Origin of the sequence: Rhodanobacter thiooxydans LCS2 (genome assembly GCF_000264375.1) — a bacterium.
GTDB lineage: Bacteria > Pseudomonadota > Gammaproteobacteria > Xanthomonadales > Rhodanobacteraceae > Rhodanobacter > Rhodanobacter thiooxydans.
In genome coordinates, this window is sequence record NZ_AJXW01000054.1 from 1 (window position 1) to 23,603 (window position 23,603).

The window sequence follows — 23,603 nt, forward strand, 5'->3', positions numbered from 1 at the left end:
GCAACTACCCGGCGAAGGTGATCGTCGAGCTGGAAGTGATCGAGAAGGAGATGCCGATCTCCGAAGGCGTCAGCTACACGTTCTGGACCTTCGGCGGCACCGTGCCGGGCAGCTTCATCCGGGTGCGCCAGGGCGACACGGTGGAGTTCCACCTGAAGAACGCGCCGGACAGCAAGATGCCGCACAACATCGACCTGCACGGCGTCACCGGTCCCGGCGGCGGCGCGGCGTCCAGCTTCACCGCGCCGGGGCACGCCTCGCAGTTCACCTTCAAGGCGCTGAACCAGGGCATCTACGTGTACCACTGCGCCACCGCGCCGGTGGGCATGCACATCGCCAACGGCATGTACGGGCTGATCCTGGTCGAGCCGCCGGAGGGGCTGTCGAAGGTCGACCATGAGTACTACGTGATGCAGGGCGACTTCTACACCACCGGCAAGTACCGGCAGAAGGGCCTGCAGCCGTTCGACATGGAGAAGGCAATCGACGAGCACCCGACCTATGTGCTGTTCAACGGCAAGGAAGGCGCGCTGACCGGCGACAACGCACTGAGTGCGAAGACCAACGAGACGGTACGGCTGTTCGTGGGCAACGGCGGTCCGAACCTGGTCTCCAGCTTCCACGTGATCGGCGAGATCTTCGACAAGGTGCAGCCCGAGGGCGGCACGGTGGCGCAGCACAACGTGCAGACCACGCTGATCCCGGCCGGCGGCGCGGCGATCGTGGAGTTCCACACCGACGTGCCGGGCAGCTACGTGCTGGTCGACCACTCGATCTTCCGCGCGTTCAACAAGGGCGCGCTGGGCATCCTCAAGGTGGACGGCCCGGAGGACAAGTCGATCTATTCGGGCAAGGAAGTCGACTCGGTCTACCTGGGCGACCGCTCCGAGCCGAACCTGAAGGCGGTGACCACGGCAGCGAAGGCGCATGCGGCCGGCACGCTGACCAAGGCCGAGCAGATCGCGGCGGGCAAGCAGCTGTTCACCGGCACCTGCTCGGTGTGCCACCAGGCGAACGGCGAAGGCTTGGCCAACGTGTTCCCGCCGCTGGCGAAATCGGACTACCTGGCCGCCGACCCGAAGCGGGCGATGACCATCGTGACGCACGGCCTGACCGGCAAGATCACGGTGAACGGTCACGAGTACGACTCGGTGATGCCGCCGATGAGCCAGCTCACCGACGACGAGGTGGCCAACATCCTGACCTACGTGCTGAACAGCTGGGGCAACCCGGGCGGGCAGATCAGCAAGGAAGAGGTCGCCAAGGCGCGCGCCGAGGCAACCCCGGCGGCGGCTCCGGAGCACTGAGATGCGCAACCGTCTGGCACTGGCCCTGCTCGGCCTGATGCTGGCACTGCCGGCAGTGGCGGCGGACTACGTCGCGTTGCCGGGAGGCCGCTTCGCCAGCGTGCTGCCGGCCGACGGCAAAGCGGCGCCGGCGCAGATCGCGCCGTTCCGCCTGCGCACCGAGCCGGTCACCAATGCTGAATTCCTGGCCTTCGTGAAGTCCCATCCCGAATGGCGGCGCGACCGCGTCGCCAGCATCCTTGCCGACCAGCGCTACCTCAGCCACTGGGCCGACGCCGAGACGCTGGGCAGCGGGGCGTTGCCCAGGCAGCCGGTGACCCGGGTCAGCTGGTTCGCCGCCCAGGCGTACTGCGAGAGCGAAGGCGCGCGCCTGCCCAGCTGGTACGAGTGGGAGTACGCGGCGGCGGCCGACGCTACCCGCCGCGACGCGCGCAGCGACCCGGCCTGGCGCGAGAAACTGTTGTCCTGGTATTCGCGCCCGTCCAGCGCGCCGCTGCCGGATATCGGCGGCGCGCCGAACGTCTACGGCGTGCGTGACATCACCCAGCCAGTGTGGGAGTGGGTGGACGACTTCAATGCGCTGCTGGTGGCCAGCGACAGCCGTGACCAGAACGATCCCGACGTGCTGAAGTTCTGCGGTGCGGGCGCGGTCAGCCTGCAGGAGAAGGAAAACTATGCGGTGCTGATGCGCATTGCCATGCTCTCCGCGCTGCAGGCCGCCGACACCACCAACAACATGGGCTTCCGCTGCGCGAAGCCCGAATGAGGAACGCGTCATGAAACGCCTGCTGCCCCTGTTCGCGATGCTCCTGCTGCTCGGCAGCGCCCGGGCGGCCACGCCGCTGCCCGGCGACTCCATCTACAACCTCAAGGTGCAGCTGACCGACCAGGACGGCCACCAGCAGCTGCTGTCCGCGCGGCGCGGCCGGCCGCAGCTGATGAGCATGATCTACACCTCGTGCAAGATGGTCTGCCCGATGATCATCGACAGCATGCGGCTGACCCGCAATGCGCTGGACCCGGCTACCCGCGCGCAGATCGACCTGCTCGCGGTGAGCTTCGACCCGGCCAGGGACAGCGTGGCCACGCTGAAGGACTACGCGGAGAAGCGCAAGCTGGATCCGCGCATCTGGACCCTGGCGCGGACCGAGCCGGCGCAGGTGCGTCAGCTGTCCGGCGTGCTCGGCCTGCAGTATCGGCAACTGCCCGACGGCGAGTTCAACCACTCCAGCGAACTGATCCTGCTCGACGCCGATGGCCGCATCGCCGCGCGTACTGCTCGGATCGGCAAACTCGATCCCGAGTTCGTGGAAGCGATCCGCAAGGTGGTCGCGCAGCCACGCGGCTGAGGCGGTTGTCTCCCGCAGCCTGATCCAGGTCAGCGCGGCCGCCGCCAGTCGCGCGCAGACTTGGGCGAGAGCTTCGGGAGAATACGCATGGCGGTGTGGTATCCGTGGATCGTGCTGGTCCACCTGGCATGCGCCATCGTGTTCGTCGGTGCGGTGACGTTCGAGGTGTTGGTGGTCGAGTCGCTGCACAGGCATTTCGACGCGGCCACGCTGCAGCGCATCGAGCAGGCGATCATGGCACGGGTGCGGCGCTTCATGCCGGTGTTCGTGGTGCTGCTGTTCGCCAGCGGCTTCGTGCTGTTCGACATCCGCTGCGACGGCCTGGCCTGCGTGGGCAGCCGCTTCGGCAACTGGTTGCTGCTGAAGACGCTGCTGGCGTTCGGCGTGCTCGGCGTGTTCATCAATGCGATGTGGGCGATGCGCAGCGGCAAGATGGACGTGTGCCGGTTCCGGCACACCCACCGCGTGGTGCTGAGCCTGATGGTGGGCATCGTCTTCCTGGCCAAGACCATGTTCTACTTGTAGCCATCCATCCACACACGAGGTGCACGATGTCCCAGGTCACGTTCAAGGGCCAGCCGGTCAGCGTCGACGGCCAGTTTCCCGCGGTGGGTTCGACCGCGCCGGCATTCAGCCTGGTCGGTGGCGACCTGTCCGACGTGGCGCTGTCCAGCTATGCCGGCAAGCGCAAGGTGCTGAACATCTTCCCCAGCGTCGACACCAGCGTATGTGCCGCCTCGGTGCGCCGCTTCAACGAACTGGCTGCCAAGCTCGACAACACCGTGGTGCTGTGCATCTCGGCCGACCTGCCGTTCGCGCAGGCCCGCTTCTGCGGCGCCGAGGGGCTGGACCGGGTAATCAACCTGTCGCTGATGCGCGGGCGCCAGTTCCTCAACGATTACGGCGTGGCGATTGCCAGCGGTCCGCTGGCCGGGCTGGCCGCGCGCGCGGTGTTGGTGCTGGACGGCCACGACAGGGTGCTGCACGCCGAGCTGGTCAGCGAAATCGGCCACGAGCCGAACTACGACGCGGCGCTGAAAGCGCTGGGCTGACAGCGCTCCTACGGTCGCCCGATGCCGACGATCGGCACGCCAAACGGTTGCGCCTGCGCCTGCAGGCCCAGCCCGTACTTCAAGCTGCGGCCGATACGCTCGGCGTATTCCTGCATCTGCACGGCGCCGGCTTCGTCCAGTTCCTCGGCGGTGGTCTCTCGCCACAGCGCGAGCCAGCGATCGAAATGCTCGGCGTGGATCGGGTGCGGCCGGTGCGCGCCCATCGGGTTGCCGCGGTAGCTGCCGGCGCGCAGCGCCACCGAGGCCCAGAACGAGGTCAGCAGGCGCTTGTGTTCGTCCCAGTCGTGCACGGCGGCGTTGAAGATCGGGCCGATCTGGGCATCGCGCCTGACTTTTTCGTAGAAACGGTCGACCAGTCGGGCGAGCGCCGGTTCATCCAGTGGCGACTGCGGGTTCATGCGGGACATGATGGATCCGTGCGCGGAACAAGGTGTGATGCAGGCACCAACAAAAACGCACCCGGCCATGACGGCCGGATGCGTCGCTGGTCCGTGAAGCTTACTGGCCCAGGCTCAAGGTGCCCTTCATCAGCGCGGCGTGGCCGGGGAAGGTGCAGAAGAAGGCGTACTGTTCGCCGGCCTTCAGCTTGGTCACGTTGATCGTGGTGGTATCGGATTCGCCGCCACCGATCAGCTTGGTGTGCGCGATGATGCGCGCGTCGCCGGGCTTCTCGTAGCTGTTGGCGGCACCGGCCTTCATGCCGTCGGCGATCACGCCGGATTCGTCGGCGCTGTGCGCGAGCACCCAGTTGTGGCCCATCGCGGTGACCGGCAGCTTGCCGGTGTGCTTCAGGGTCACCTTGAAGGTCTTGCAGGTCTTCGGCACGGTGATGGTCTTGGTGTTGAACTGCATGGCGTCGTTGGCCTCGACGGTGGTCGCGCACTCGGCGGCCATCAGCGGGGTGGAGAGCAGGCCGAGCAGGGCAATGGCGATCAGTTTGCGCATGGGTATCGCTCCGGGAAGGAAATAATGATTCGGGTGGATTCTGCGATGGTGGCGCGCGGGGGACACTGATCTGCATCATTGCCACGGCGCCTGCCGTCATTCGACACTCTAGCCGACACCGGCGAATGCCGGAAGGAGGCACGATGACGCATGTCGTTACCGAAAACTGCATCAACTGCAAGCACACCGACTGCGTCGAGGTGTGCCCGGTCGATTGCTTCCACGCGGGTCCGAACTTCCTGGTGATCGACCCCGACGAGTGCATCGACTGCACGCTGTGCGTGGAAGAGTGTCCGGTCGGCGCGATCTTCCCCGAGCTCGACGTGCCGGCCGGTCAGGAAGTCTTCCTCTCGATCAACGCCGAGCTGTCGAAGGAGTGGCCGGTGCTGACTAGCAAGATCCCGTCGATGGAAGACGCCGACAAGTGGGACGGCGTGCCGAACAAGCTGCCGCTGCTGAAGCGCTGACGCTCACCGGTAGGAGCCCGCTCGCGGGCGATGCTCTTGCTTTGAAGCCCCGATTACTAAGCCGAAAGAAAGTATCCGAACATATCAGGCGGCATAGCGGACGGTAGGATGTTGAAAGAAGCCACGTACCAGGGCGGGACTTTTCTGTAGAGAGCGCAGGAAAGCCATGGCGTGACGCTTGAGATGATCGGGCCCGCTCAAGGCCAATCGGCCGAGCTTGTGCCGTTTGAGGTGATTCCACACCAGCTCGTCCGGATTCAGGTCCGGGCTGTACGGCGGCAACTGGAACAAACGCAGCTGTCCTTGCGTGCTGGCGACAAACTGTTTCACGGCGCGCGAACGGTGCACCGGATGACCATCGACGATGAGGAAGACAGGGGTGTCACGATGGACCATGAGCCGCTTGAGGAAGTCGATGAACTTGGCCGTCGTCAGGGTTCCCGGGCAGCAGGCAAACCGCAACTCGCCGCGCGGGCTGACCGCCGAAATGAAGTTCAGAGTGAAGCGCGCTCCCGTCCGCTCCACCGTGGGCGTCTGCCCGATCGGTGCCCATGTCGTGCCACTGTGGTAATCCGAACGCACGCTGGCCTCGTCGGCAAAGAACACCTGCGCCTTGGTGCGCTTGGCCTCCTTGCGAATAGCGGGATACTCCTCGTGCAGCCATGCTTCGACGCGCTGCGGGTCGCGCTGATACGCACGCGCCAGCGGTCGTTGCGGCGACAAGCCCAGCTCCCGCAATAGGCGGCCAACCGATACCTCGGACAGGCGGACCTTGAACCGCTGCGCAATCAGGTCCCGTACCATCGCCCGCGTCCACAGGGCAAACTCGAACTTCAGCTGTTGCGGGTTTTTGGTCGTCACCGTCTTATGGAGCCAGCGCATGGCACGCTCGTCCAGCTTGCGCGGTCGGCCGCTGAGCGGTTTGGCGTACAGCGCCTCGATGCCACCTTCCCGGAACGCGGCCAGCCACTCATAGATGCGTGGCCGCGACAGCCCCAACGCGGATCACGGCTTCCGGCGACTCTCCGGAGGTCACCGCCTCGACGGCACGAAGACGCATCGCTTCCAGCGTCTCGTGGGACAACTTCCGTCCATCAGTAGCGCGCATCTCTCTCTCCTCGCCGACATCCTATCCTCGGACCGCGGCAAGGTAGAAACGTTCGCTTACTTTTGTTCTTCTTAGTAAGAGCATCGCCCGCGAGCGGGCTCCTACATAAAGATCATCACACACGAAGAGGCCGGGCATTGCCCGGCCTCTTCGTGTGGCGGTCGCGGTGGCTTATTTGGCTACCACCCGCACCATCTCCAGGCACTTGTTCGAATAGCCCCACTCGTTGTCGTACCAGCTGACCAGCTTGACGAAGCTGTCGTCCAGCGCGATGCCGGCATCGGCGTCGAAGATCGAGGTGCGCGCGTCGCCGCGGAAATCGGTGGCCACCACCTTGTCCTCGGTGTAGCCGAGGATACCCTTCAGCGGGCCTTCGCTCTGCGCCTTCATCTCGGCCTTGATCTGCTCATAGGTCGCCGGCTGCTCCAGCTCCACGGTGAGGTCGACCACCGACACGTCCGAGGTTGGCACGCGGAAGCTCATGCCGGTGAGCTTCTTGTTGAGCTCGGGGATCACCTTGCCCACCGCCTTGGCCGCGCCGGTGGAGGAAGGGATGATGTTCTCCAGGATGCCGCGGCCGCCGCGCCAGTCCTTGTTGCTCGGGCCATCCACGGTCTTCTGCGTGGCAGTGGCCGCATGCACGGTGGTCATCAGGCCGCGCTTGATGCCCCATTTGTCGTTCAGCACCTTGGCCACCGGCGCCAGGCAGTTGGTGGTGCAGCTGGCGTTGGAGATGATCGCCTCGCCGGCGTACTTCTTGTCGTTGACGCCGTAGACGAACATCGGCGTGTCGTCCTTGGACGGCGCCGACAGGATCACCTTCTTCGCGCCCGCATCCAGGTGCTTCTGCGCCGCTTCCTTGGTCAGGAACAGGCCGGTGGACTCGATCACCACGTCGGCGTGCACCTCGTTCCACTTCAGGTTGGCCGGGTCGCGTTCCTGGGTGAGGCGGATGCGCTTGCCATTGACGACGAGGTGCCCGCCATCGACCTTCACGTCGCCCTCGAAACGACCGTGCACGGAGTCGTGCTTCAGCATGTAGGCGAGGTAGTCCGGCTCCAGCAGGTCGTTGATCGCCACGATCTCGATGTCGTTGCCGAAGTTCTGCACGGCTGCACGCAGCACGTTGCGACCGATGCGGCCAAAGCCGTTGATGCCGACCTTGATGGTCATGAGGGAACGTCCTCCTGAAGACGGTTGGATGTGACGATGACGGATGGGCAACCGCGGGTTGCGGCGCCGGTTTCAACCGCGAAATCTTACAATGAATGCGACCGGATGGCCCGCGCCGGATTGTCGCTGTGGCAGACTGCGGCCTTTTGGGCCGGTGGCCATCATGTCTTTGCGTCGTTGTTCGCTGGCCTTCGCGGCCATCCTGCTCGTGGTCGCGCCGGCAACCCGCGCCTGGGGGCCGCTCGGTCACCGCGTGGTCGCCGAGCTGGCGCAGCGGCACCTCGGCCCCGCGGCCGGGACCGAGCTGGAACGCCTGCTGGCGGCGGAGCACACCACGCAATTGGCCGACATCGCCAGCTGGCCCGACCAGATCCAGAACGATCCCGCGCAGGCCACGTTGTGGCAGCAGACGCGCAAGCTCCACTACGTCAATTTCCGTGGCGGCCCGGGCTGCGACTATGTGCCGCCGCGCGACTGCCGCGACGGCGCATGCATCGTGGCAGGGCTGGCGCGCTATGTGGCGATCCTGCGTGACAAAACGCAGAGTGATGCCGCACGCCTTGAGGCCCTGAAGTTCGTGGTGCATTTCACCGGCGACATCCACCAGCCGCTGCATGCCGGCTACCGCGACGACCTTGGCGGCAACCGGTACCAGGTGCAGTTCGAAGGCAAGGGCAGCAACCTGCACAAGGTCTGGGACTCGGGCATGCTGGGGACGCGCGGCCTGGACTGGCTGGCCTACGCGGCGAAGCTGGACGCCGAGGGACCGGCGCCGCTGCCGCCGCCGATCGCGCCGCTGGACGATCCCTACGCGCAGTGGGCGCGGGAATCCTGCCGTGCCACCGCTGCACCCGGCTTCTATCCGGATGGCCACAGGATCGGCCAGGCCTATGTCGACGCCGAGCTGCCGGTGGCCGAAAACCAGCTGCGCATCAGCGGACGCCGGCTGGCCGCCGTGCTCAACCTGGCATTGACGCCGCGATGAGCGAGGGTCGGTGCGGCGTATGCATACGAATGCAGGATGATGGCGCACCGCGCGGCATCTGCTAGCCTCGACGCATGAACCCGAAACCCCTGCGCCGTACCAAGATCGTCGCCACCCTCGGCCCCGCCACCGACGTGCCTGGCATGCTCGAGAAGATCATCGCCGAAGGCGTCAACGTGGCCCGCCTGAACCTCTCGCACGGCCAGCCGGACGACCACCGCGCCCGCGCCAACGCGGTGCGTGCGGCATCGGTGGCCGCCGGGCGCGAAGTGGGCATCCTGGCCGACCTGCAGGGGCCGAAGATCCGCATCGAGACCTTCGCCAACGGGCCGGTGGAACTGCACGAAGGCGCCTCGTTCGTGCTGGATTGCCGCCCCGACGCGCCGCCCGGCGACGCGACCCGCGTCGGTGTCAGCTACTACGGCCTGCCGCACGACGTGCGTGCCGGCGACGTGCTGCTGCTGGACGACGGGCTGATCGCGCTGACCGTGCAGGAAGTGGTCGGCGCCGAGGTGCGCTCCAAGGTGCTGATCGGCGGCAAACTGTCCAACCGCAAGGGGCTCAACCGGCAGGGCGGCGGACTGTCGGTGACGGCGCTGTCGGACAAGGACAAGGCCGACATCAGGTTGGCCGCCGAGATCGGCGCCGATTTCCTCGCGGTGTCGTTCGTGCGTTCGGCCGAAGACATGCACCAGGCCCGCCGCCTGCTGCACGAGGCCGGCGGCAGCGCGGCGCTGGTGGCGAAGATCGAACGCGCCGACGCGATCCCGGTGCTGGGCGAGATCATCGACGCCTCCGACGTGGTGATGGTGGCGCGCGGCGACCTGGGCGTGGAGATCGGCGACGCCGAACTGCCTGGCCTGCAGAAGAAGATCATCCGCGAATCGGTGCAGCGCAACCGCGCGGTGATCACCGCCACACAGATGCTGCAGTCGATGGTGCGCTCGCCGATCCCCACCCGTGCCGAGGTGCTGGACGTGGCCAACGCGGTGATCGACGGCACCGACGCGGTGATGTTGTCGGAGGAAACCGCGGCCGGCGCGCACCCGGACAGGGCGGTGGCGGCGATGGCGCGCATCTGCCTCGGCGCCGAGCGGCAGTTCGAGCCGAAGGAGGATCTGGCCAGCGCCAGCCACCACATGAAGCGCACCGACCAGGCGATCGCGCTGGCCGCGATGGTGCTGGCCGGCCAGCTCGGCGTGCGGGCGATCGTGGCGCTGACCGAGTCCGGCGCCACCGCGCAGTGGCTGTCACGCTACCGCAGTGCGGTGCCGATCTACGGCATGTCGCCGTCCGCCGCCGCGCGCCGGCGCATGCAGGTGCTGCGCGACGTGCAGCCGGTGGCGTTCGATCACGACGAGAAGCAGAGCATGGCCGCCTCCACCCGGGCCGCGGTGCGGCTGCTGTTCGGGCAGGGCAAGCTGGCCGAGGGCGATAGCGTGGTGATCACCTACGGCGACCGCGTCGGCCACGTCGGCGGCACCAACACGCTGAAACTGCTGTGGGTCGGCCCAGACGGCACGGTCGAGAGCCTGCGCGACCTGTGACGGCTGGCGCGCCGCTGTCCGGCGGCCCGCCACCGGCTGATGGCGGGTCGCAATGCCGCTACACTTCATGCCGTCACCCCGGCCAGGAGAACGCCATGACATCCATGTCCCGCCTGTTTCGCCAGGGCCTGCTGCTGGCGTTGGCGCTGGGCTTCGCCGCGCCGGCGCTGGCGCAGATGCGCCGGATCGACCCGCAGGATCTGTATCGCTACTGGATCCTGCTCAACACGCAGGTGAAGATGGATGTGCCCAACAGCGGGCTCAACCTGGACCAGCCCACCTGCGCGGCGGTGACCTACACGATCGGTTCGGATGGCGTGCCGATGAACGTGCAGGTGGTCAAGCTGGTGCCCAAGAGCGACCTCGGTCCGGCGGCGCGCAGCGCAGTCTCCAATTTCCGCTACGGTCCGTCGCTGACCAACCGCATCGGCGAGCCGGTCGCCACCTATTACGTGGTGCCGTTCAACGCGCCGAAGGACCCGGCCCAGCGCCAGCAGCTGACCGACCAGTGCAAGCTGCCCGGCTACGCCCCCTGAGCGGGCCGTCCGCCGGCGCGCTGGCGCTGGCGGACGCCGATCTGGCCTATAATCGCTGTTTTGAACCGTGCCGCTTCGGCCCCGAGGCGGCTTCCACCTTGTGCGGGCGGGCATGCCCGTGCACCACGGAGTCGTCATGAGTATTGAAGATCTCGAAAGCATCGCCCTGGCGATGGTCGCGCCCGGCAAGGGCATCATCGCCATCGACGAGTCGACCAACACCATCAAGAAGCGCTTCGAGGCGGTCGGCATCGAGAACACCGAGGAAAACCGCCGCGCCTACCGCGAGCTGCTGCTGACCACGCCGGGCCTGAACGAGCACATCTCCGGCGCGATCCTGTACGACGAGACGATCCGCCAGAAGACCAAGGACGGCGTGCCGTTCACCGAGGTGATGAAGAAGAACGGCATCATTCCTGGCATCAAGGTCGACAAGGGCCCGGTGCCGCTGGCCGGCTTCCCCGGCGACGTGGTCACCGAGGGCCTGGATGGCTTGCGTCCGCGCCTGGAGGAATACGCCAAGCTGGGCGCCCAGTTCTGCAAGTGGCGCGCGGTGATCAACATTTCCGAAGAGAACCCCAGCTCCACCGCGATCGAGGCGAATTGCCACGTGCTGGCCCGCTACGCCGCACTGTGCCAGGAAGCCGGCCTGGTGCCGATGGTCGAGCCGGAGGTGATCATGGACGGTGACCACAGCATCGAGGTCAGCTACGAGGTGCATGAAGCGGTGCTGCGCAGCCTGTTCAACGCGCTGTACGAGCAGAACGTGATGCTGGAAGGCACCATCCTGAAGGTCAGCATGGTCATTCCGGGCAAGGACTGCGACGAGCAGGCCGACGTCGAGGAAGTCGCCGAGGCCACCGTGCGCGTGCTGAAGTCCACCGTGCCGGCCTCGCTGCCGGGCATCGTGTTCCTCTCCGGCGGCCAGAGCGACCAGCAGTCCACCGCGCACCTCAACGCGATGAACCAGATCGGACCGCACCCGTGGCCGCTGTCGTTCTCCTACGGCCGCGCCATGCAGCAGGCGGCGCTGAAGCTGTGGTCGAAGGACATGAAGGCGAACTACGCCGAGGCGCAGAAGACCGTGCACGCCCGCGCCCGCGACAACGGCCTGGCCGCGCTGGGGCAGTGGAACGGCTGATCATCCCGGTAGCGCCGTCGCTGACGGCGCCTCAACCCCACGTGACGCGGTGTCGTACAAGGAGCCCGCTGGCGGGCGATGCTTTTCGAGCAGGGATTCGCAAAAGCCAAGAGCATCGCCCGCGAGCGGGCTCCTACAATAAGAAAGGGCGCCTTGCGGCGCCCTTTTTGATGCATGAAACGTCGAGACTCAGAAGCGGTATTCCGCGCTGACCGAGACCATGTCGGTGCTAAGGTTCACGCGGTCCTTCTTCGCGTCGTAATAGTCGTAGTTCACGCCGACGCTGACGTTGTTGCTGAAGTCGTAGCCCACGCCGGCACCGGCGTACCAGCTGGTGTCATCCAGACCCTTGCGGACCGGATTGGCGTCGTTGCTGAGGCCGTGGCCCTTCCAGCCGTAGATGCCGGTACGCGCGCTGACGTACCAGTTCGGGGTGACGTTGAAGTGGCCGTTCACGCCGGCGGTCCAGCCGTGCAGCTGCGACTTGCCGCGGTCGACGACCGGCTGGCTGTTGAAGATATTCTTCGGGTGGATGTTGCCCAGGTCGTTGTAGCCCACCTCGGCGCCCAGCGCGACCGACGGGTTCAGCGCCCAGCGGTAGCCGCCGTTGATGCCGTAGCCGGTGGTGCTGTCGTCGTACTGGCCATGGTTCAGCGAGGCCTGGCCGACGTTGCCGTTGATGAACCAGCCACCCTTGTCGGTGGACGCGCTTTGCGCGAACGCGGCGGGAATGGCCAGCAGGCCGGCGGAGGCAAAGGCGAGGGCAAGCAGGGTCTTGTTCGTTTTCATGGAGCTTCTCCAATTGTTGTCGTGGCAGTCGGCCCTGAGGGGGAGTGGCCGCTGCTGGCGGCGCGCCGTCCGTCTGGCCGGCGCGCCTGACTCCTTAGATGGGTCGTGCTCAGGAAGATTCAATACTGATTAGTTCAGTATTAAGCCTGAGTTAATTCAGTGCCGGGCTCAGAAGCGGTATTCCGCGGTCAGCGACGCCGTATCGGAGCTCAACTTGATCTGGTCCTTGTTCGCGCGGTAGTAGTCGTACGACAGGCCCAGGCCGAAGTGCTCGCTGAAGTCGTAACCGGTACCCACGCCGGCGTACCAGTCGACCTTGTCCAGCTTGTGCCGGTTGATGTCCTGGTTGGCGTAGCCGTGGCCCCGCCAGCCGTACACGCCGGTGCGGCCGCTGACATACAGGCCCTGCCACACGTTGATCTTGCCGTTGACGCCCGCGGTCCAGCCGCGCAGGGCCTGGCGCTGCGAGGTCAGGTTGACGTCGTTGCTGTTGAACACGTTCTTCAGCTTGAAGTTGCCCAGGTCGTTGTAGCCGGCCTCCACGCCGAGCCCCAGATCCTGGCCCACCTTCCAGCGGTAGCCGCCATTGAGCGCGTAGGTGGTCGGGTGGTCGTCGTACGGGCCCACGCGCATATGGGCCTGGCCGACGCTTCCGTTGATGAACCAGTTGCCGCTGCCGATTGGCTGCGACGGCTGGAAGTTGCCGCCGGTGGCCGGCGCGGTGTCCTGGGCAAAGGCAGGCAGGGCGCCCAGCGGAGCAGAGGCGAGGGCAAGGGCAATCAGAGTTTTTTTCATGGGGACACTCCTCTTTTTTGGACCGGGCCGGCGCCGTGAACAAGGCGCGCAGTCGGGCAGCACCTGGGGATGGCGCTGCGGGGCGTAGTGATAGTGGGCCGCGGCTGAAGCTCGCCGAACCGTATGGTGGGGGATTAAGCGGCGATTAATTCCGTGGCCGCGGGCGACAGCTGGCGGCCGGATCGGCGACAATGGCGCTTTTGCACCCTCCGGAGACCGCTCGATGACCACCCGCCGCGAACTAGCCAATGCCGTGCGCGCCCTTGCCATGGACGCCGTGGAGGCGGCCAAGTCCGGTCATCCGGGCATGCCGATGGGCATGGCCGATCTCGCCGAAGTGCTGTGGAACGACTTCCTGAAGTTCAACCCGGCCAACCCGAAGTGGCCCAACCGCGACCGCTTCGTGCTCTCCAACGGTCATGGCTCGATGCTGCAGTACGCGTTGCTGCACCTGACCGGTTTCGACCTGCCGATGGATCAGCTGAAGCGCTTCCGCCAGCTGCATTCGAAGACCGCCGGCCACCCCGAAGCCAGCGAAACGCCGGGAGTGGAAACCACCACCGGCCCGCTCGGGCAGGGCCTGGCCAACGCGGTCGGCTTCGCGCTGGCCGAAAAGGTGCTGGCAGCGCACTTCAACCGCCCCGGTCACGACGTGGTCGACCATCACACCTACGTCTTCCTCGGCGACGGCTGCCTGATGGAAGGCATCTCGCACGAGGTCGCCTCGCTGGCCGGCACCTGGGGCCTGGGCAAGCTGGTGGCGATCTACGACGACAACGGCATCTCGATCGACGGTGAAGTGCACGGCTGGTTCACCGACGATACCCCGACGCGCTTCGAGGCGTACGGCTGGAACGTGATCCGCGGCGTGGACGGGCACGATGCGGAGGCGATCAAGCAGGCGATCGCCAAGGCCACCGCGCAGCACGCCAAGCCCACCCTGATCTGCGCCAAGACCATCATCGGCTTCGGCGCGCCGAACAAGCAGGGCAAGGAAGAGAGCCACGGCGCGGCGCTGGGCAAGGACGAGATCGCCGCCGCGCGCGCGCAGCTCGGTTGGAACCATGCGCCGTTCGAGATCCCGGCCGAGATCTACGCCGGCTGGGATCACAAGGCCAAGGGTGCCGCCGCCGAACAGGCCTGGAACGAGGCGTTCGACAAGTACGCCGCTGTGCATCCGGAACTGGCCGCCGAATTCAAGCGCCGCATGCGCGGCGAGCTGCCGGCGGACTGGGCGGCGAAGTCGCAGGCATTCATCGACAAGCTGCAGGCCGACGGCCCCGAAGTGGCTTCGCGCAAGGCCTCCCAGATGAGCATCGAGGCGTTCGCGCCACTGCTGCCGGAGCTGATCGGCGGCTCGGCGGATCTGGCCGGCTCCAACCTCACCAAGTGGAAGGGCAGCCTCGACGCCGGCAACGGCGACAGCGCCGGCGGCAAGGGCAACTATGTCTACTACGGCGTGCGCGAGTTCGGCATGACCGCGATCGCCAACGGTCTGGCCCTGCACGGCGGCTTCATCCCGTACGACGCGACGTTCTTGGTGTTCTCCGACTATGCGCGCAACGCGGTGCGCATGAGCGCGCTGATCCCGGCGCACGCGATCCACGTCTACACCCACGACTCGATCGGTCTGGGCGAGGACGGCCCGACCCACCAGCCGGTCGAGCATATGGCCAGCCTGCGCTATATCCCGAACAATCAGCTGTGGCGCCCGTGCGACGCGGTGGAGTCGGCCGCTTCGTGGAAGGCAGCGATCGAGCGCAAGGGCCACCCGGCCTGCCTGGTGTTTTCGCGCCAGAACCTGAAGCACCAGCAGCGCAGCGCGCAGCAGGTGGCCGACATCATGCGCGGCGGCTACGTGCTGTCCGATCCGCTGGACACGAAGTTCCAGGCCATCCTGATCGCCACCGGCTCGGAAGTGGAGCTGGCGATGGAGGCTTCCCGCGCCTTGGCGCAGCAGGGCGTGGCGGTGCGCGTGGTGTCGATGCCGTGCACCGAAGTGTTCGACGCGCAGCCGCTGGAATACCGCGAAGGCGTGCTGCCTTCCTGGTGCCGCGCCCGCGTGGCGGTGGAGGCGGCCAGCGCCGATTTCTGGTGCAAGTACGTGGGCCTGGACGGCGAGGTGGTCGGCATGACCACGTTCGGCGCCTCCGCGCCCGCGCCGCAGCTGTTCGAGCACTTCGGCTTCACCGTGGCGCATGTGATCGACGCGGTGAAGCGCACCCTGCGCTGAACGCCAAGGCATTGTAGGGCGGGCACCGCCCGCCGCTCTGCCTCACCTGTCGCCCGAAACCGAAGCCGGCGGACAGCGGTGAAGCGCGTCGTCGAATAAGAACCTTATGCAGGAGCGCACAAGGTGCGCTCCTGCATAAGGCAGGGCAGCCGGCTCTTGCTTCGTGGAAGGGAAAGCGGCGGGCCGTGCCCGCCCTACGACGCGCTCAGCAGTTTTGCCAGTTCGTCCGGTGTCGCCGCGATCGCGCTGGCACCGGCCTGCTCCAGTTCCTCGCGATCGCCGAAACCCCACAGCACGCCGACGCCGCGCACGCGGTTGGCCACGGCGCCGTCGATGTCGAAGTGGCGGTCGCCGATCATTACCGTGTCGGCCGGCTCGGCGCCGAAGTCCGCCAGCGCCTCGGCGATCATCGCGGCCTTCTGGCTGTGCGCGCTGCCCGGATGCGGGCCGTACAGGCGCCCGAACGCCGCGCCGAACGGCAGGTGTTCGATGATCGGTGCGGCGTGGTGGTGCGGCTTGCTGGTGACCACGGCGAGCCGGTGGCCGGCGTCGCGCAGCCGCCCGATCAGCGCCTCGATGCCCGGATAGATCTCGTGCTCGCGCCAGCCGTGCGTGTCGAAGCGCTCGTGGTAGTACGCCACCGCCGCCTCGATGCGATCGGCGTCGTGGCCCAGCAGCGGCGCGAAGCTGTGCCGCAACGGCGGCCCGATCCAGCGGCGCAGTTCCTCGTGCGCCGGCACCGGCACCTGCAGTCGCGCCAGCGCATGCTTCACGCACGCGGTGATGCCGTGTTCGGAATCGATCAGGGTGCCGTCGAGATCGAACAGGCAGAGCATTACTTCGCGGCTCGCGCCTTCAGCGCCGCCACCGCGGGCAGTTCCTTGCCTTCGAGGAATTCCAGGAATGCGCCGCCGCCGGTGGAGATGTAGGAAACCTGGTCGGCGATGCCGTACTTGTCGACCGCGGCCAGGGTATCGCCGCCGCCGGCGATGGAGAACGCGTTGGAGGCGGCGATCGCGCGCGCGAGCGTCTCGGTGCCCTTGCCGAACGCGTCGAATTCGAACACGCCGACCGGGCCGTTCCACACCACCGTGCCGGCCTTGGCGACCAGCGCGGCGTAGGCCTCGGCAGTCCGCGGGCCGATGTCGAGGATCATCTCGTCCGTGCCCACCTGGTCGACCGGCTTGATCGTGGCCGGCGCCTGCGCGGAGAACGCCGGCGCCACCACCACGTCGACCGGCATCGGCACTTCGGCGCCGCGGCGTTTGGCGTCGGCGAGCACCTTCTTCGCGGCGTCGATCAGGTCGGGTTCCACCAGCGAATTGCCCACCGAATAGCCCAGCGCGGCGATGAAGGTATTGGCGATGCCGCCGCCCACGATCAGCTGGTCCACCTTGCCGATCAGGTTGTCGAGCAGGGTCAGCTTGGTCGAGACCTTGGAGCCGGCCACGATGGCCAGCAGCGGGTGCGCCGGGTGTTCCAGCGCCTTGCCCAGCGCGTCAAGCTCCGCGCACAGCAGCGGGCCGGCGGCAGCGACCGGGGCGAACCTGATCACGCCGTGAGTGGAGGCCTGCGCGCGGTGCGCGGTGCCGAACGCGTCCATCACGAAGATGTCGCACAGCGCGGCATACTTCTTCGCCAGCGCCTCGTCGTCCTTGCCCTCGCCAACGTTCATGCGGCAGTTCTCCAGCAGCACCACCTCACCGGCGGCCACCTCGACGCCGTTGACCAGGTAGTCGGCCACCAGCCGCACCGGCTGGTCCAGCTTGCTGCTCAGCCACAGCGCCACCGGCGCCAGCGAGGATTCGGCGTCGAACTGGCCTTCCTTCGGCCGGCCCAGGTGCGACATCACCATCACCTTCGCGCCGGCGTCGCGGGCGGCCCGGATCGTGGGCAGCGCGGCGTCGAGGCGCTGGGTGGAGGTGATCCGGCCGTGGTCGTCGATCGGCACGTTAAGGTCTTCGCGGATCAGCACGCGCTGGTCGCGCAGATCGAGGTCACTCATGCGGATGACGGACACGGCGGCACTCCGGATAATGGACAAGGGACGGCCCGGCATGGGCGGTAACCGCTTATTGTCCGGTCCGTCGGGTGCCGATGCAAACGCCGCGGCCGGTGGTGCGCGTTGCGGCGCGCCATGTGCCCGGCCCACACTGTGGCAAACTGCGGTTATCCGGCAGGGGGTGGCTCATGGCTAGCGGTCTGGTGCTGTACGGCTACTGGCGTTCCAGTGCCGCGTATCGGGTGCGCATCGCGCTGAACCTGAAGGGGCTCGACTACGAGACGCGCCCGGTGCATCTGGTGCGCGACGGCGGCGAGCAGCACGCGGCGGACTACCGCGCGCTCAACCCGCAGGAAATGGTGCCCTGCCTGCTCGACGGCGACCGCGCGATCACCCAGTCGCTGGCGATCATGGAATACCTCGACGAGATGCATCCGGAGCTGGAAACGGCCCTGCTGCCGGTCGATGCGCGCGGGCGGGCCCGGGTGCGGGCGCTGGCGCAGATGGTGGCCTGCGACATCCACCCGCTGGGCAACCTGCGGGTGCTGCAGCAGCTGCAGGCGGAATTCGGCGCCAGCGAGGAGCAGCGCGCGGCGTGGTCGCGGCACTGGATCGGCGTGGGGTTCCGGGCGATCGAGACGATGCTGGGCGACAACGTGGCTACCGGCCGCTATTGCCACGGCGAGGCGCCGAGCATGGCCGACGCCTGCCTGGTGCCGCAGGTCTACAACGCGCTGCGCTGGAAGCTGCCGCTGGACGACTTCCCGACCATCGTGCGCATCTACCAGTCATGCAACGAGCTGGGGGCGTTCCGCCGCGCCGCGCCAGAAGCCCAGCCGGACGCGCCCTGAGCCGGGAAGGGGAATAGGGAATCGGGAAAAACCAGGAGCGGAATGCGGCTCCTGCTTTCGCTGTTCCTATTCCCGATTCCCTATTCCCAGCCCCTCAGAACCCCATTCCGTAAGGATCGGCCATCACTTCGTCGCTGTTGCCGCCTTCGGCGAGGCGGATCTTCAGCGCCAGGCCGTCGCGCGAATCGGACTTGTTGAGCGCCTCTTCCAGCTCCACACGGCCTTCCTTGTACAGCTTGTACAGCGACTGGTCGAAGGTCTGCATGCCTTCCTGCAGGCTGCGGTCCATGGCTTCCTTGATCTCGTGGATCTGGCCGCGGCGGATCATGTCGCGGATCAGCGGGGTGTTCAGCAGCACCTCGGCGGCCGGGATGCGGCGGCCGTCCTTGCCGATCACCAGGCGCTGGCTGATCACCGCGCGCAGGTTCAGCGCCAGGTTCATCAGCACGTTCTTGTGCGCCGACTCGGGGAAGAAGTTGAGGATGCGCTCCAGCGTCTGGTCGGCGTTGTTCGAGTGCAGCGTGGCCAGGCACAGGTGGCCGGTCTCGGAGAAGGCGATCGCCGCCTCCATCGTGTCGGTGTCGCGGATCTCGCCGATCATGATCACGTCCGGCGCCTCGCGCATCGCGTTCTTCAGCGCCTCGTGGTAGCTGTGCGTGTCCAGGCCCACCTCGCGCTGGTTGACGATCGACTTCTTGTGCCGGTGCAGGTACTCGATCGGGTCCTCGATGGTGAGGATGTGGCCGGGCGAATTGGAGTTGCGCTGGTCGAGCATCGCCGCCAGCGTGGTCGACTTGCCCGAGCCGGTGGCGCCGACCACCAGGATCAGCCCGCGCGGCTCCATGATCAGGTCGCGGAAGATGCTGGGCAGCTGCAGTTGCTCGATGCTGGGGATCTCGCTCTTGATCGCGCGGATCACCATGCCCACTTCGCCGCGTTGCTTGAACACGTTGATGCGGAAGCGGCCGGCTTCCTTCACCGCCAGCGCCATGTTCAGCTCCAGGTCGCGCTCGAACTGCGGCACCTGGCCCTCGTCCATCAGCGAATAGGCGATCTTCTTGACCATGCCGCCGGGGAGCCCGGTGTTGCCCAGCGGGTACAGCTTGCCCTCGACCTTGATATTCACCGGGGCGCCGGTGGACAGGAACATGTCCGATGCGCCCTTGTCTACCATAAGCTTGAGGAAGTAGCCGATATCCACAAATGACCCCTGGGTTGGCGAAATGCGCGTTGCAATGATGGATTATGCCCGCCCACAATACGCTGCGACACACCATGAGGAATGTGATGTACATCTTTTCCCCGCTGGCCGGATCCCCGCGCCGCGCCGGCATCGTCCTGGCGGTCTTGTTGCTGGGCTTGGCGCTCGCCGGTTGCGCCTCGGCGCCGCCGCCGAATGACTCGATGAACCAGGCCCAGAACCAGTTGCAGATGGCCCGCGACGCGGGCGCGGCGGATTACGCGCCGGTCGACCTGGGCTTTGCGCAGGACAAGTTCCAGCTGGCGCAGGCCGCCATGGCCGAGCGCAAGTACGCCGACGCGGCGAACCTGGCCGAGGAGTCGCGGGCCGATGCCGAACTGGCCCAGGCCAAGGCCCGGCTGGGCGCGGCAAGGGCGCAGATCCAGAGCAAGCTGCGCGAGAACACCCGTCTGCGTCAGGAGGGTGAACAGGATGCAGCGGGGACCCCGCAGGCCGGGCAACCGGCGCCGCCGACCAACCCAGCGCCGACCGGGGAAATGCCGGCACCCTCCTCGTCGGTGTTGTCCGCGCCGCCGGCCGACGGTTTCCAGACCGTGCCCGACGCGCAGCAGCAACCCGCCGCGAACTCCCAGGGGGGGCAGCCATGAAGCATTCCACCGCCACCCTGGCCACGCTTGCGCTGGCGCTGGCCGTACTCGGCCCGGCACACGCCCGCCAGGACGACATCGACATCAGCCGCCTGACCAACAGCCTCAACCAGCTCGCCAACGACCCTGGCATGGGCAACTACGCGCAGGCAGAACAGGCGCGCGCCCACGACGCGATCAACCGGCTGGCCCAGGCCAGTTCGCGCGAGCGGCCGCATGTGCTGTACCTGGCTGAACGCCGGGTCGATCTGGCCAAGACCGCCGCCCAGCTGCAGGATGCGCAGGTCAAACTGACCCAGCTTGACCGCGAACACGACCAGATCCTGCTCGACAACAGCCGGCGTGACGCCGAGATGGCCCGGCGCGAGCTGGAACGCCAGCGCCTGCAGTACCAGCTGGCGCAGGAAGAGGCCGCCCGCTTGCAGGCGCAGGGGCAGGAGTATTCGCAGGCAGCCGATCAGGCGCGGGCCGAGGCCGAACGGGCCAAGAAACTGGCGGCGGCGCAGAGCAAGGTGGCCAAGGCCGCCAAGCGCCAGGCCGAACTGGCGGCCCAGGCCGCCAAGGCGATGCGCTCGCAGATGGAAGACGCCGACAAGCCAGCCGAGACGAGCACCTCGAAACAGCATCCCTGAGGCCTCCCAGCAAGGCGCCTACGCGCCCTGCCGCGGCTTGGCCGGAGCCCGCTTGGGCTTCGGCCGGGCAATTGTAAAATGCTGTTTTGACAGCTTTTTCACCTGTATTCCGCGGTTTCGCTACATGCTGTCGCAGGCCCTTGCGGCCCCCAGAGTGGCGGAGTAGGGTCAGAGTCCCACGAGGCATCCAGGCCTTGTGGGCTACTGACCCGAACCATGCGCTTATCCCCCGTTTCCAAGCTCCCCCTGCGTCCCGGTCATCCGGCGTGGGCGGCGGGGTGCGTGCGTGCGTTCAACGTCTGCGGATGCTTCCTGTCGCATCCGCATGCCAACTCGCGAGGAGGTCGGATCATGTTTGAAAACCAGCAGCGCGACGATGTCGAGGCATTGATGAAGGCCGACGCCGAATTCCGGCGCCTGTACCAGCATCACCGCGAACTCGACAGCAAGGTGCACGACGCCGACATCGGCGTATTGCCCATCGACGATGTCACCCTCGCCAGCATGAAGAAGGAGAAACTGCTGGCCAAGGCGCGACTCGAGCGCATGTGGGCGGATCGGTCGCACCTTATCCACTGACCCGCTGCTTCACACGCCAACGCGGCCCCGGGCTTTTCCTGCATGACGGGAAAGGTACCGGGGCCGCCGCGTTTGCGGCCTGTGCCCACGGCGAGCGGTTATCATGGCGATCCCGCAGCGGCGGCGTCTTCCGCGGCTGCTCCAGCGACGGAGTCCCCATGACGGTCCACCAGAGTGTCCTCGAACTGATCGGACATACCCCGATGGTGCGCGCCCAGCGCCTGGACACCGGGCCGTGCGAGTTGTTCCTCAAGCTGGAGAGCGCCAACCCCGGCGGCTCGATCAAGGACCGCATCGGCCTGTCGATGATCGAGGGCGCCGAGAAGGATGGCCGCATCCGCCCCGGCGACATCCTGGTCGAGGGCACCGCCGGCAACACCGGCCTGGGCCTGGCCCTGGTCGCGCAGCAGAAGGGCTACCGGCTGATCCTGGTAGTGCCGGACAAGATGAGCCGGGAGAAGATCTTCAACCTCAAGGCGATGGGCGCGGAGGTGGTGCTGACCCGCTCCGACGTGGCCAAGGGCCATCCCGAGTACTACCAGGACATGGCCGAGCGGATCGCCCGCGAAACGCCCGGTGCCTATTTCATCAACCAGTTCGGCAACCCCGACAACCCGGCCGCGCACATCGCCACCACCGGGCCGGAGATCCTCGAGCAGATGGACGGCCGGGTCGATGCGGTGGTGGTCGGTTGCGGTTCGTCCGGCACGCTCAGCGGCCTGTCGAAGTTCTTCGCCGAGCACTCGCCGCAGACGGAACTCATCCTGGCCGATCCGGTCGGCTCGATCCTCGCGCAGTACATCAACGAGGGCACGCTCTCGACCAAGTCCGCCAGCTGGATGGTCGAAGGCATCGGCGAAGATTTCCTGCCCAGCATCAGCGACTTCACCCGGGTGAAGAAGGCCTATGCGATTCCCGACAAGGAAAGCTTCCTCACCGCGCGCGAACTGCTGGCGAAGGAAGGCGTGCTGGGTGGCTCGTCCACCGGCACCCTGGTGGCCGCCGCGCTGCGCTACTGCCGCGAGCAGACCAGCCCGAAGCGCGTGGTGACCCTGGTCTGCGACACCGGCAACAAGTACCTATCCAAGCTGTACAACGACTACTGGATGCTCGACAACGGCTTCATCGAGCGCGAGCAGCACGGCGACCTGCGCGACCTGCTGCTGCGCCCGTTCGCCCAGCGCGACACCGTGGTGGTCGGCCCGAACGAGCTGCTGATCACCGCCTACAACCGCATGAAGCTGTACGACGTGTCGCAGCTGCCGGTGATGGACGGGCGCAAGCTGGTGGGCATCGTCGACGAGTCCGACGTGCTGATGCACGTGCATGCCGACGAGACGCGCTTCCGCGACCCGGTGTCGACCGCGATGATCACCAGCCTGCACAAGCTCGACGTGCGCTCGCCGGTCGAGTCGCTGCTGCCGGTGTTCGAGCGCGGCCATGTGGCGATCGTGGTGGACGGCGATGACTTCCTTGGCCTGATCACCCGCATCGACCTGCTGAACTGGCTGCGCCGCAAGGTCAACTGAGAGGTTGTGAGTTTTTTCAACCTCTCAGGCCGGCCACGGCGAGGGCACGGCGAGGGCATGGCGAGGGCATGGATGCCCGAGTTGAGGCAAGGCAGGAGCAGTTGCCCGATGCCCGAGTTGAGGCAACGCAGGAACAGTTGGCCGATGGCCGGACATGAAACAGTCACGCCAGTGACTGTTTCATGTGAGCGAGTCCGGGCGTGTACCGGACTCGCGACTGAAGAAAACCACAGAAAGTGGTTTTCTTCACAAGCTCTGAACCTTCCCGCGAGGCATGAAAGGCGGCAGTCAGGTCGCTCCCGCATGATCGTGCCCTCGCGACGGGCCAGCGGCCCGCGCCAATCCAAGGAAACTGCCCGATGTGCGGAATTGTTGCAGCCGTAGCCCAGCGAGACGTCGCCCCGCTGCTGATCGCCGGCCTGAAGGCGCTGGAGTATCGCGGCTACGACTCCTCCGGCGTGGCCGTGCTCGACGGCGGCGAGATCCACCGCGTGCGCGCCAAGGGCAAGGTGCGCGAGATGGAGGCGCTGTACCTGGCCGACCCGCTGCGCGGCGGCACCGGCATCGCGCACACGCGCTGGGCCACCCACGGCGTGCCGAACGAGGCCAACGCGCATCCGCACATCGCCGGGCGGGTGTCGATCGTGCACAACGGCATCATCGAGAACTACGCCAGCCTGCGCGCCGAGCTGCAGGCCGCCGGCCACGTGTTCA

24 protein-coding genes and 2 pseudogenes are annotated in these 23,603 nt (G+C 66.8%); 17 read left to right on the plus strand and 9 right to left on the minus strand.

Annotation, left to right across the window (positions count from 1 at the left end; all coding sequences use genetic code 11):
* From nirK to tpx, 5 genes are all read left to right on the plus strand, one after another.
* Nucleotides 1-1,307, plus strand: a 1,307-nt coding sequence (gene nirK / locus UUA_RS11540; RefSeq protein WP_008437015.1) for a copper-containing nitrite reductase, incomplete at its 5' end; no start/stop codon positions are given.
* Nucleotide 1,308: 1 nt separating this feature from the next.
* A complete protein-coding gene (locus tag UUA_RS11545; RefSeq protein WP_008437016.1) occupies nt 1,309-2,073 on the plus strand; it encodes an SUMF1/EgtB/PvdO family nonheme iron enzyme in 765 nt (254 codons plus the stop codon).
* Nucleotides 2,074-2,083: 10 nt separating this feature from the next.
* On the plus strand, nt 2,084-2,656 hold the full coding sequence (locus UUA_RS11550; RefSeq protein WP_008437018.1) for an SCO family protein: 573 nt from the start codon (nt 2,084-2,086) through the stop codon (nt 2,654-2,656).
* A gap of 87 nt (nt 2,657-2,743) precedes the next feature.
* Nucleotides 2,744-3,181: a CopD family copper resistance protein gene (locus tag UUA_RS11555; protein WP_008437020.1), complete on the plus strand. Its 438-nt coding sequence runs from the start codon at nt 2,744-2,746 to the stop codon at nt 3,179-3,181.
* Nucleotides 3,182-3,207: 26 nt separating this feature from the next.
* Nucleotides 3,208-3,708 carry a thiol peroxidase gene (tpx, locus tag UUA_RS11560; RefSeq protein WP_008437022.1) on the plus strand — a complete coding sequence of 167 codons (501 nt, stop codon included), beginning with the start codon at nt 3,208-3,210 and terminating at the stop codon, nt 3,706-3,708.
* A gap of 8 nt (nt 3,709-3,716) precedes the next feature.
* Here tpx and UUA_RS11565 read toward each other — a convergent pair whose 3' ends face one another.
* On the minus strand, nt 3,717-4,127 hold the full coding sequence (locus tag UUA_RS11565; RefSeq protein WP_008437024.1) for a group III truncated hemoglobin: 411 nt from the start codon (nt 4,125-4,127) through the stop codon (nt 3,717-3,719).
* A 100-nt stretch (nt 4,128-4,227) separates the two neighbouring features.
* Nucleotides 4,228-4,674, minus strand: coding sequence for an azurin (gene azu, locus UUA_RS11570; protein ID WP_008437026.1), 447 nt, complete (start codon nt 4,672-4,674; stop codon nt 4,228-4,230).
* A gap of 143 nt (nt 4,675-4,817) precedes the next feature.
* Here azu and fdxA point away from each other — a divergent pair, with 143 nt between their 5' ends.
* Nucleotides 4,818-5,141: a ferredoxin FdxA gene (gene fdxA, locus UUA_RS11575; protein WP_008437028.1), complete on the plus strand. Its 324-nt coding sequence runs from the start codon at nt 4,818-4,820 to the stop codon at nt 5,139-5,141.
* Between the two features lie 84 nt (nt 5,142-5,225).
* On the opposite strand, the pseudogene UUA_RS11580 reads toward fdxA, so the two are convergent.
* Both UUA_RS11580 and gap read right to left on the minus strand, forming a co-directional pair.
* Nucleotides 5,226-6,249: pseudogene (locus UUA_RS11580) on the minus strand (IS630 family transposase).
* 171 nt (nt 6,250-6,420) lie between these two features.
* Nucleotides 6,421-7,422, minus strand: coding sequence for a type I glyceraldehyde-3-phosphate dehydrogenase (gene gap / locus UUA_RS11585; RefSeq protein ID WP_008437030.1), 1,002 nt, complete (start codon nt 7,420-7,422; stop codon nt 6,421-6,423).
* Nucleotides 7,423-7,585: 163 nt separating this feature from the next.
* Between gap and UUA_RS11590 the strand changes: the two genes are divergently transcribed.
* The 4 genes from UUA_RS11590 (at nt 7,586) to UUA_RS11605 (ending at nt 11,631) form a co-directional block, all read left to right on the plus strand.
* Complete coding sequence (locus UUA_RS11590) at nt 7,586-8,407, plus strand: S1/P1 nuclease (RefSeq protein ID WP_039953873.1); 822 nt, start codon at nt 7,586-7,588, stop codon at nt 8,405-8,407.
* A gap of 74 nt (nt 8,408-8,481) precedes the next feature.
* On the plus strand, nt 8,482-9,954 hold the full coding sequence (pyk, locus tag UUA_RS11595; RefSeq protein ID WP_008437032.1) for a pyruvate kinase: 1,473 nt from the start codon (nt 8,482-8,484) through the stop codon (nt 9,952-9,954).
* A 95-nt stretch (nt 9,955-10,049) separates the two neighbouring features.
* Complete coding sequence (locus UUA_RS11600) at nt 10,050-10,490, plus strand: energy transducer TonB (RefSeq protein WP_008437033.1); 441 nt, start codon at nt 10,050-10,052, stop codon at nt 10,488-10,490.
* A gap of 136 nt (nt 10,491-10,626) precedes the next feature.
* On the plus strand, nt 10,627-11,631 hold the full coding sequence (locus UUA_RS11605; protein ID WP_008437034.1) for a class I fructose-bisphosphate aldolase: 1,005 nt from the start codon (nt 10,627-10,629) through the stop codon (nt 11,629-11,631).
* A gap of 189 nt (nt 11,632-11,820) precedes the next feature.
* Here the strand turns inward: UUA_RS11605 and UUA_RS11610 are convergent, their stop codons facing one another.
* On the minus strand, nt 11,821-12,420 hold the full coding sequence (locus UUA_RS11610; protein ID WP_008437036.1) for a porin family protein: 600 nt from the start codon (nt 12,418-12,420) through the stop codon (nt 11,821-11,823).
* A 168-nt stretch (nt 12,421-12,588) separates the two neighbouring features.
* Complete coding sequence (locus UUA_RS11615; protein ID WP_008437038.1) at nt 12,589-13,215, minus strand: outer membrane beta-barrel protein; 627 nt, start codon at nt 13,213-13,215, stop codon at nt 12,589-12,591.
* A gap of 223 nt (nt 13,216-13,438) precedes the next feature.
* On the opposite strand from UUA_RS11615, the gene tkt reads away from it, so the two are divergent.
* Nucleotides 13,439-15,448, plus strand: a complete 2,010-nt coding sequence (gene tkt / locus UUA_RS11620; RefSeq protein WP_008437040.1) for a transketolase — start codon at nt 13,439-13,441, stop codon at nt 15,446-15,448.
* A gap of 194 nt (nt 15,449-15,642) precedes the next feature.
* Here tkt and UUA_RS11625 read toward each other — a convergent pair whose 3' ends face one another.
* Together UUA_RS11625 and UUA_RS11630 are read right to left on the minus strand one after the other, a co-directional pair.
* Nucleotides 15,643-16,284 (minus strand): HAD hydrolase-like protein, encoded by a 642-nt coding sequence (locus UUA_RS11625; RefSeq protein WP_008437042.1) that lies wholly within the window; start codon nt 16,282-16,284, stop codon nt 15,643-15,645.
* Complete coding sequence (locus tag UUA_RS11630; RefSeq protein WP_008437044.1) at nt 16,284-17,468, minus strand: phosphoglycerate kinase; 1,185 nt, start codon at nt 17,466-17,468, stop codon at nt 16,284-16,286. Before UUA_RS11630 ends, UUA_RS11625 begins: the two co-directional genes overlap by 1 nt.
* 170 nt (nt 17,469-17,638) lie before the next feature.
* On the opposite strand from UUA_RS11630, the gene maiA reads away from it, so the two are divergent.
* Nucleotides 17,639-18,301, plus strand: a complete 663-nt coding sequence (gene maiA / locus UUA_RS11635; RefSeq protein ID WP_008437045.1) for a maleylacetoacetate isomerase — start codon at nt 17,639-17,641, stop codon at nt 18,299-18,301.
* Between the two features lie 94 nt (nt 18,302-18,395).
* Here maiA and UUA_RS11640 read toward each other — a convergent pair whose 3' ends face one another.
* Nucleotides 18,396-19,502, minus strand: coding sequence for a PilT/PilU family type 4a pilus ATPase (locus UUA_RS11640; protein ID WP_008437046.1), 1,107 nt, complete (start codon nt 19,500-19,502; stop codon nt 18,396-18,398).
* Between the two features lie 86 nt (nt 19,503-19,588).
* Between UUA_RS11640 and UUA_RS11645 the strand changes: the two genes are divergently transcribed.
* The 5 genes and pseudogenes from UUA_RS11645 to UUA_RS11665 form a co-directional block, all read left to right on the plus strand.
* Nucleotides 19,589-20,149, plus strand: a complete 561-nt coding sequence (locus UUA_RS11645; RefSeq protein ID WP_008437047.1) for a DUF4398 domain-containing protein — start codon at nt 19,589-19,591, stop codon at nt 20,147-20,149.
* The gene (locus tag UUA_RS11650; protein WP_008437048.1) at nt 20,146-20,781 is read left to right on the plus strand and encodes a hypothetical protein; all 636 of its coding nucleotides are present in this window, start codon (nt 20,146-20,148) and stop codon (nt 20,779-20,781) included. Before UUA_RS11645 ends, UUA_RS11650 begins: the two co-directional genes overlap by 4 nt.
* A 351-nt stretch (nt 20,782-21,132) precedes the next feature.
* Nucleotides 21,133-21,360, plus strand: a complete 228-nt coding sequence (locus UUA_RS11655; RefSeq protein ID WP_008437049.1) for an HP1242/YdcH family protein — start codon at nt 21,133-21,135, stop codon at nt 21,358-21,360.
* A gap of 158 nt (nt 21,361-21,518) precedes the next feature.
* Nucleotides 21,519-22,889 (plus strand): pyridoxal-phosphate dependent enzyme, encoded by a 1,371-nt coding sequence (locus UUA_RS11660; RefSeq protein ID WP_008437050.1) that lies wholly within the window; start codon nt 21,519-21,521, stop codon nt 22,887-22,889.
* 359 nt (nt 22,890-23,248) lie between these two features.
* Nucleotides 23,249-23,603, plus strand: a pseudogene (locus UUA_RS11665) (glutamine--fructose-6-phosphate transaminase (isomerizing)); the annotation flags it as partial.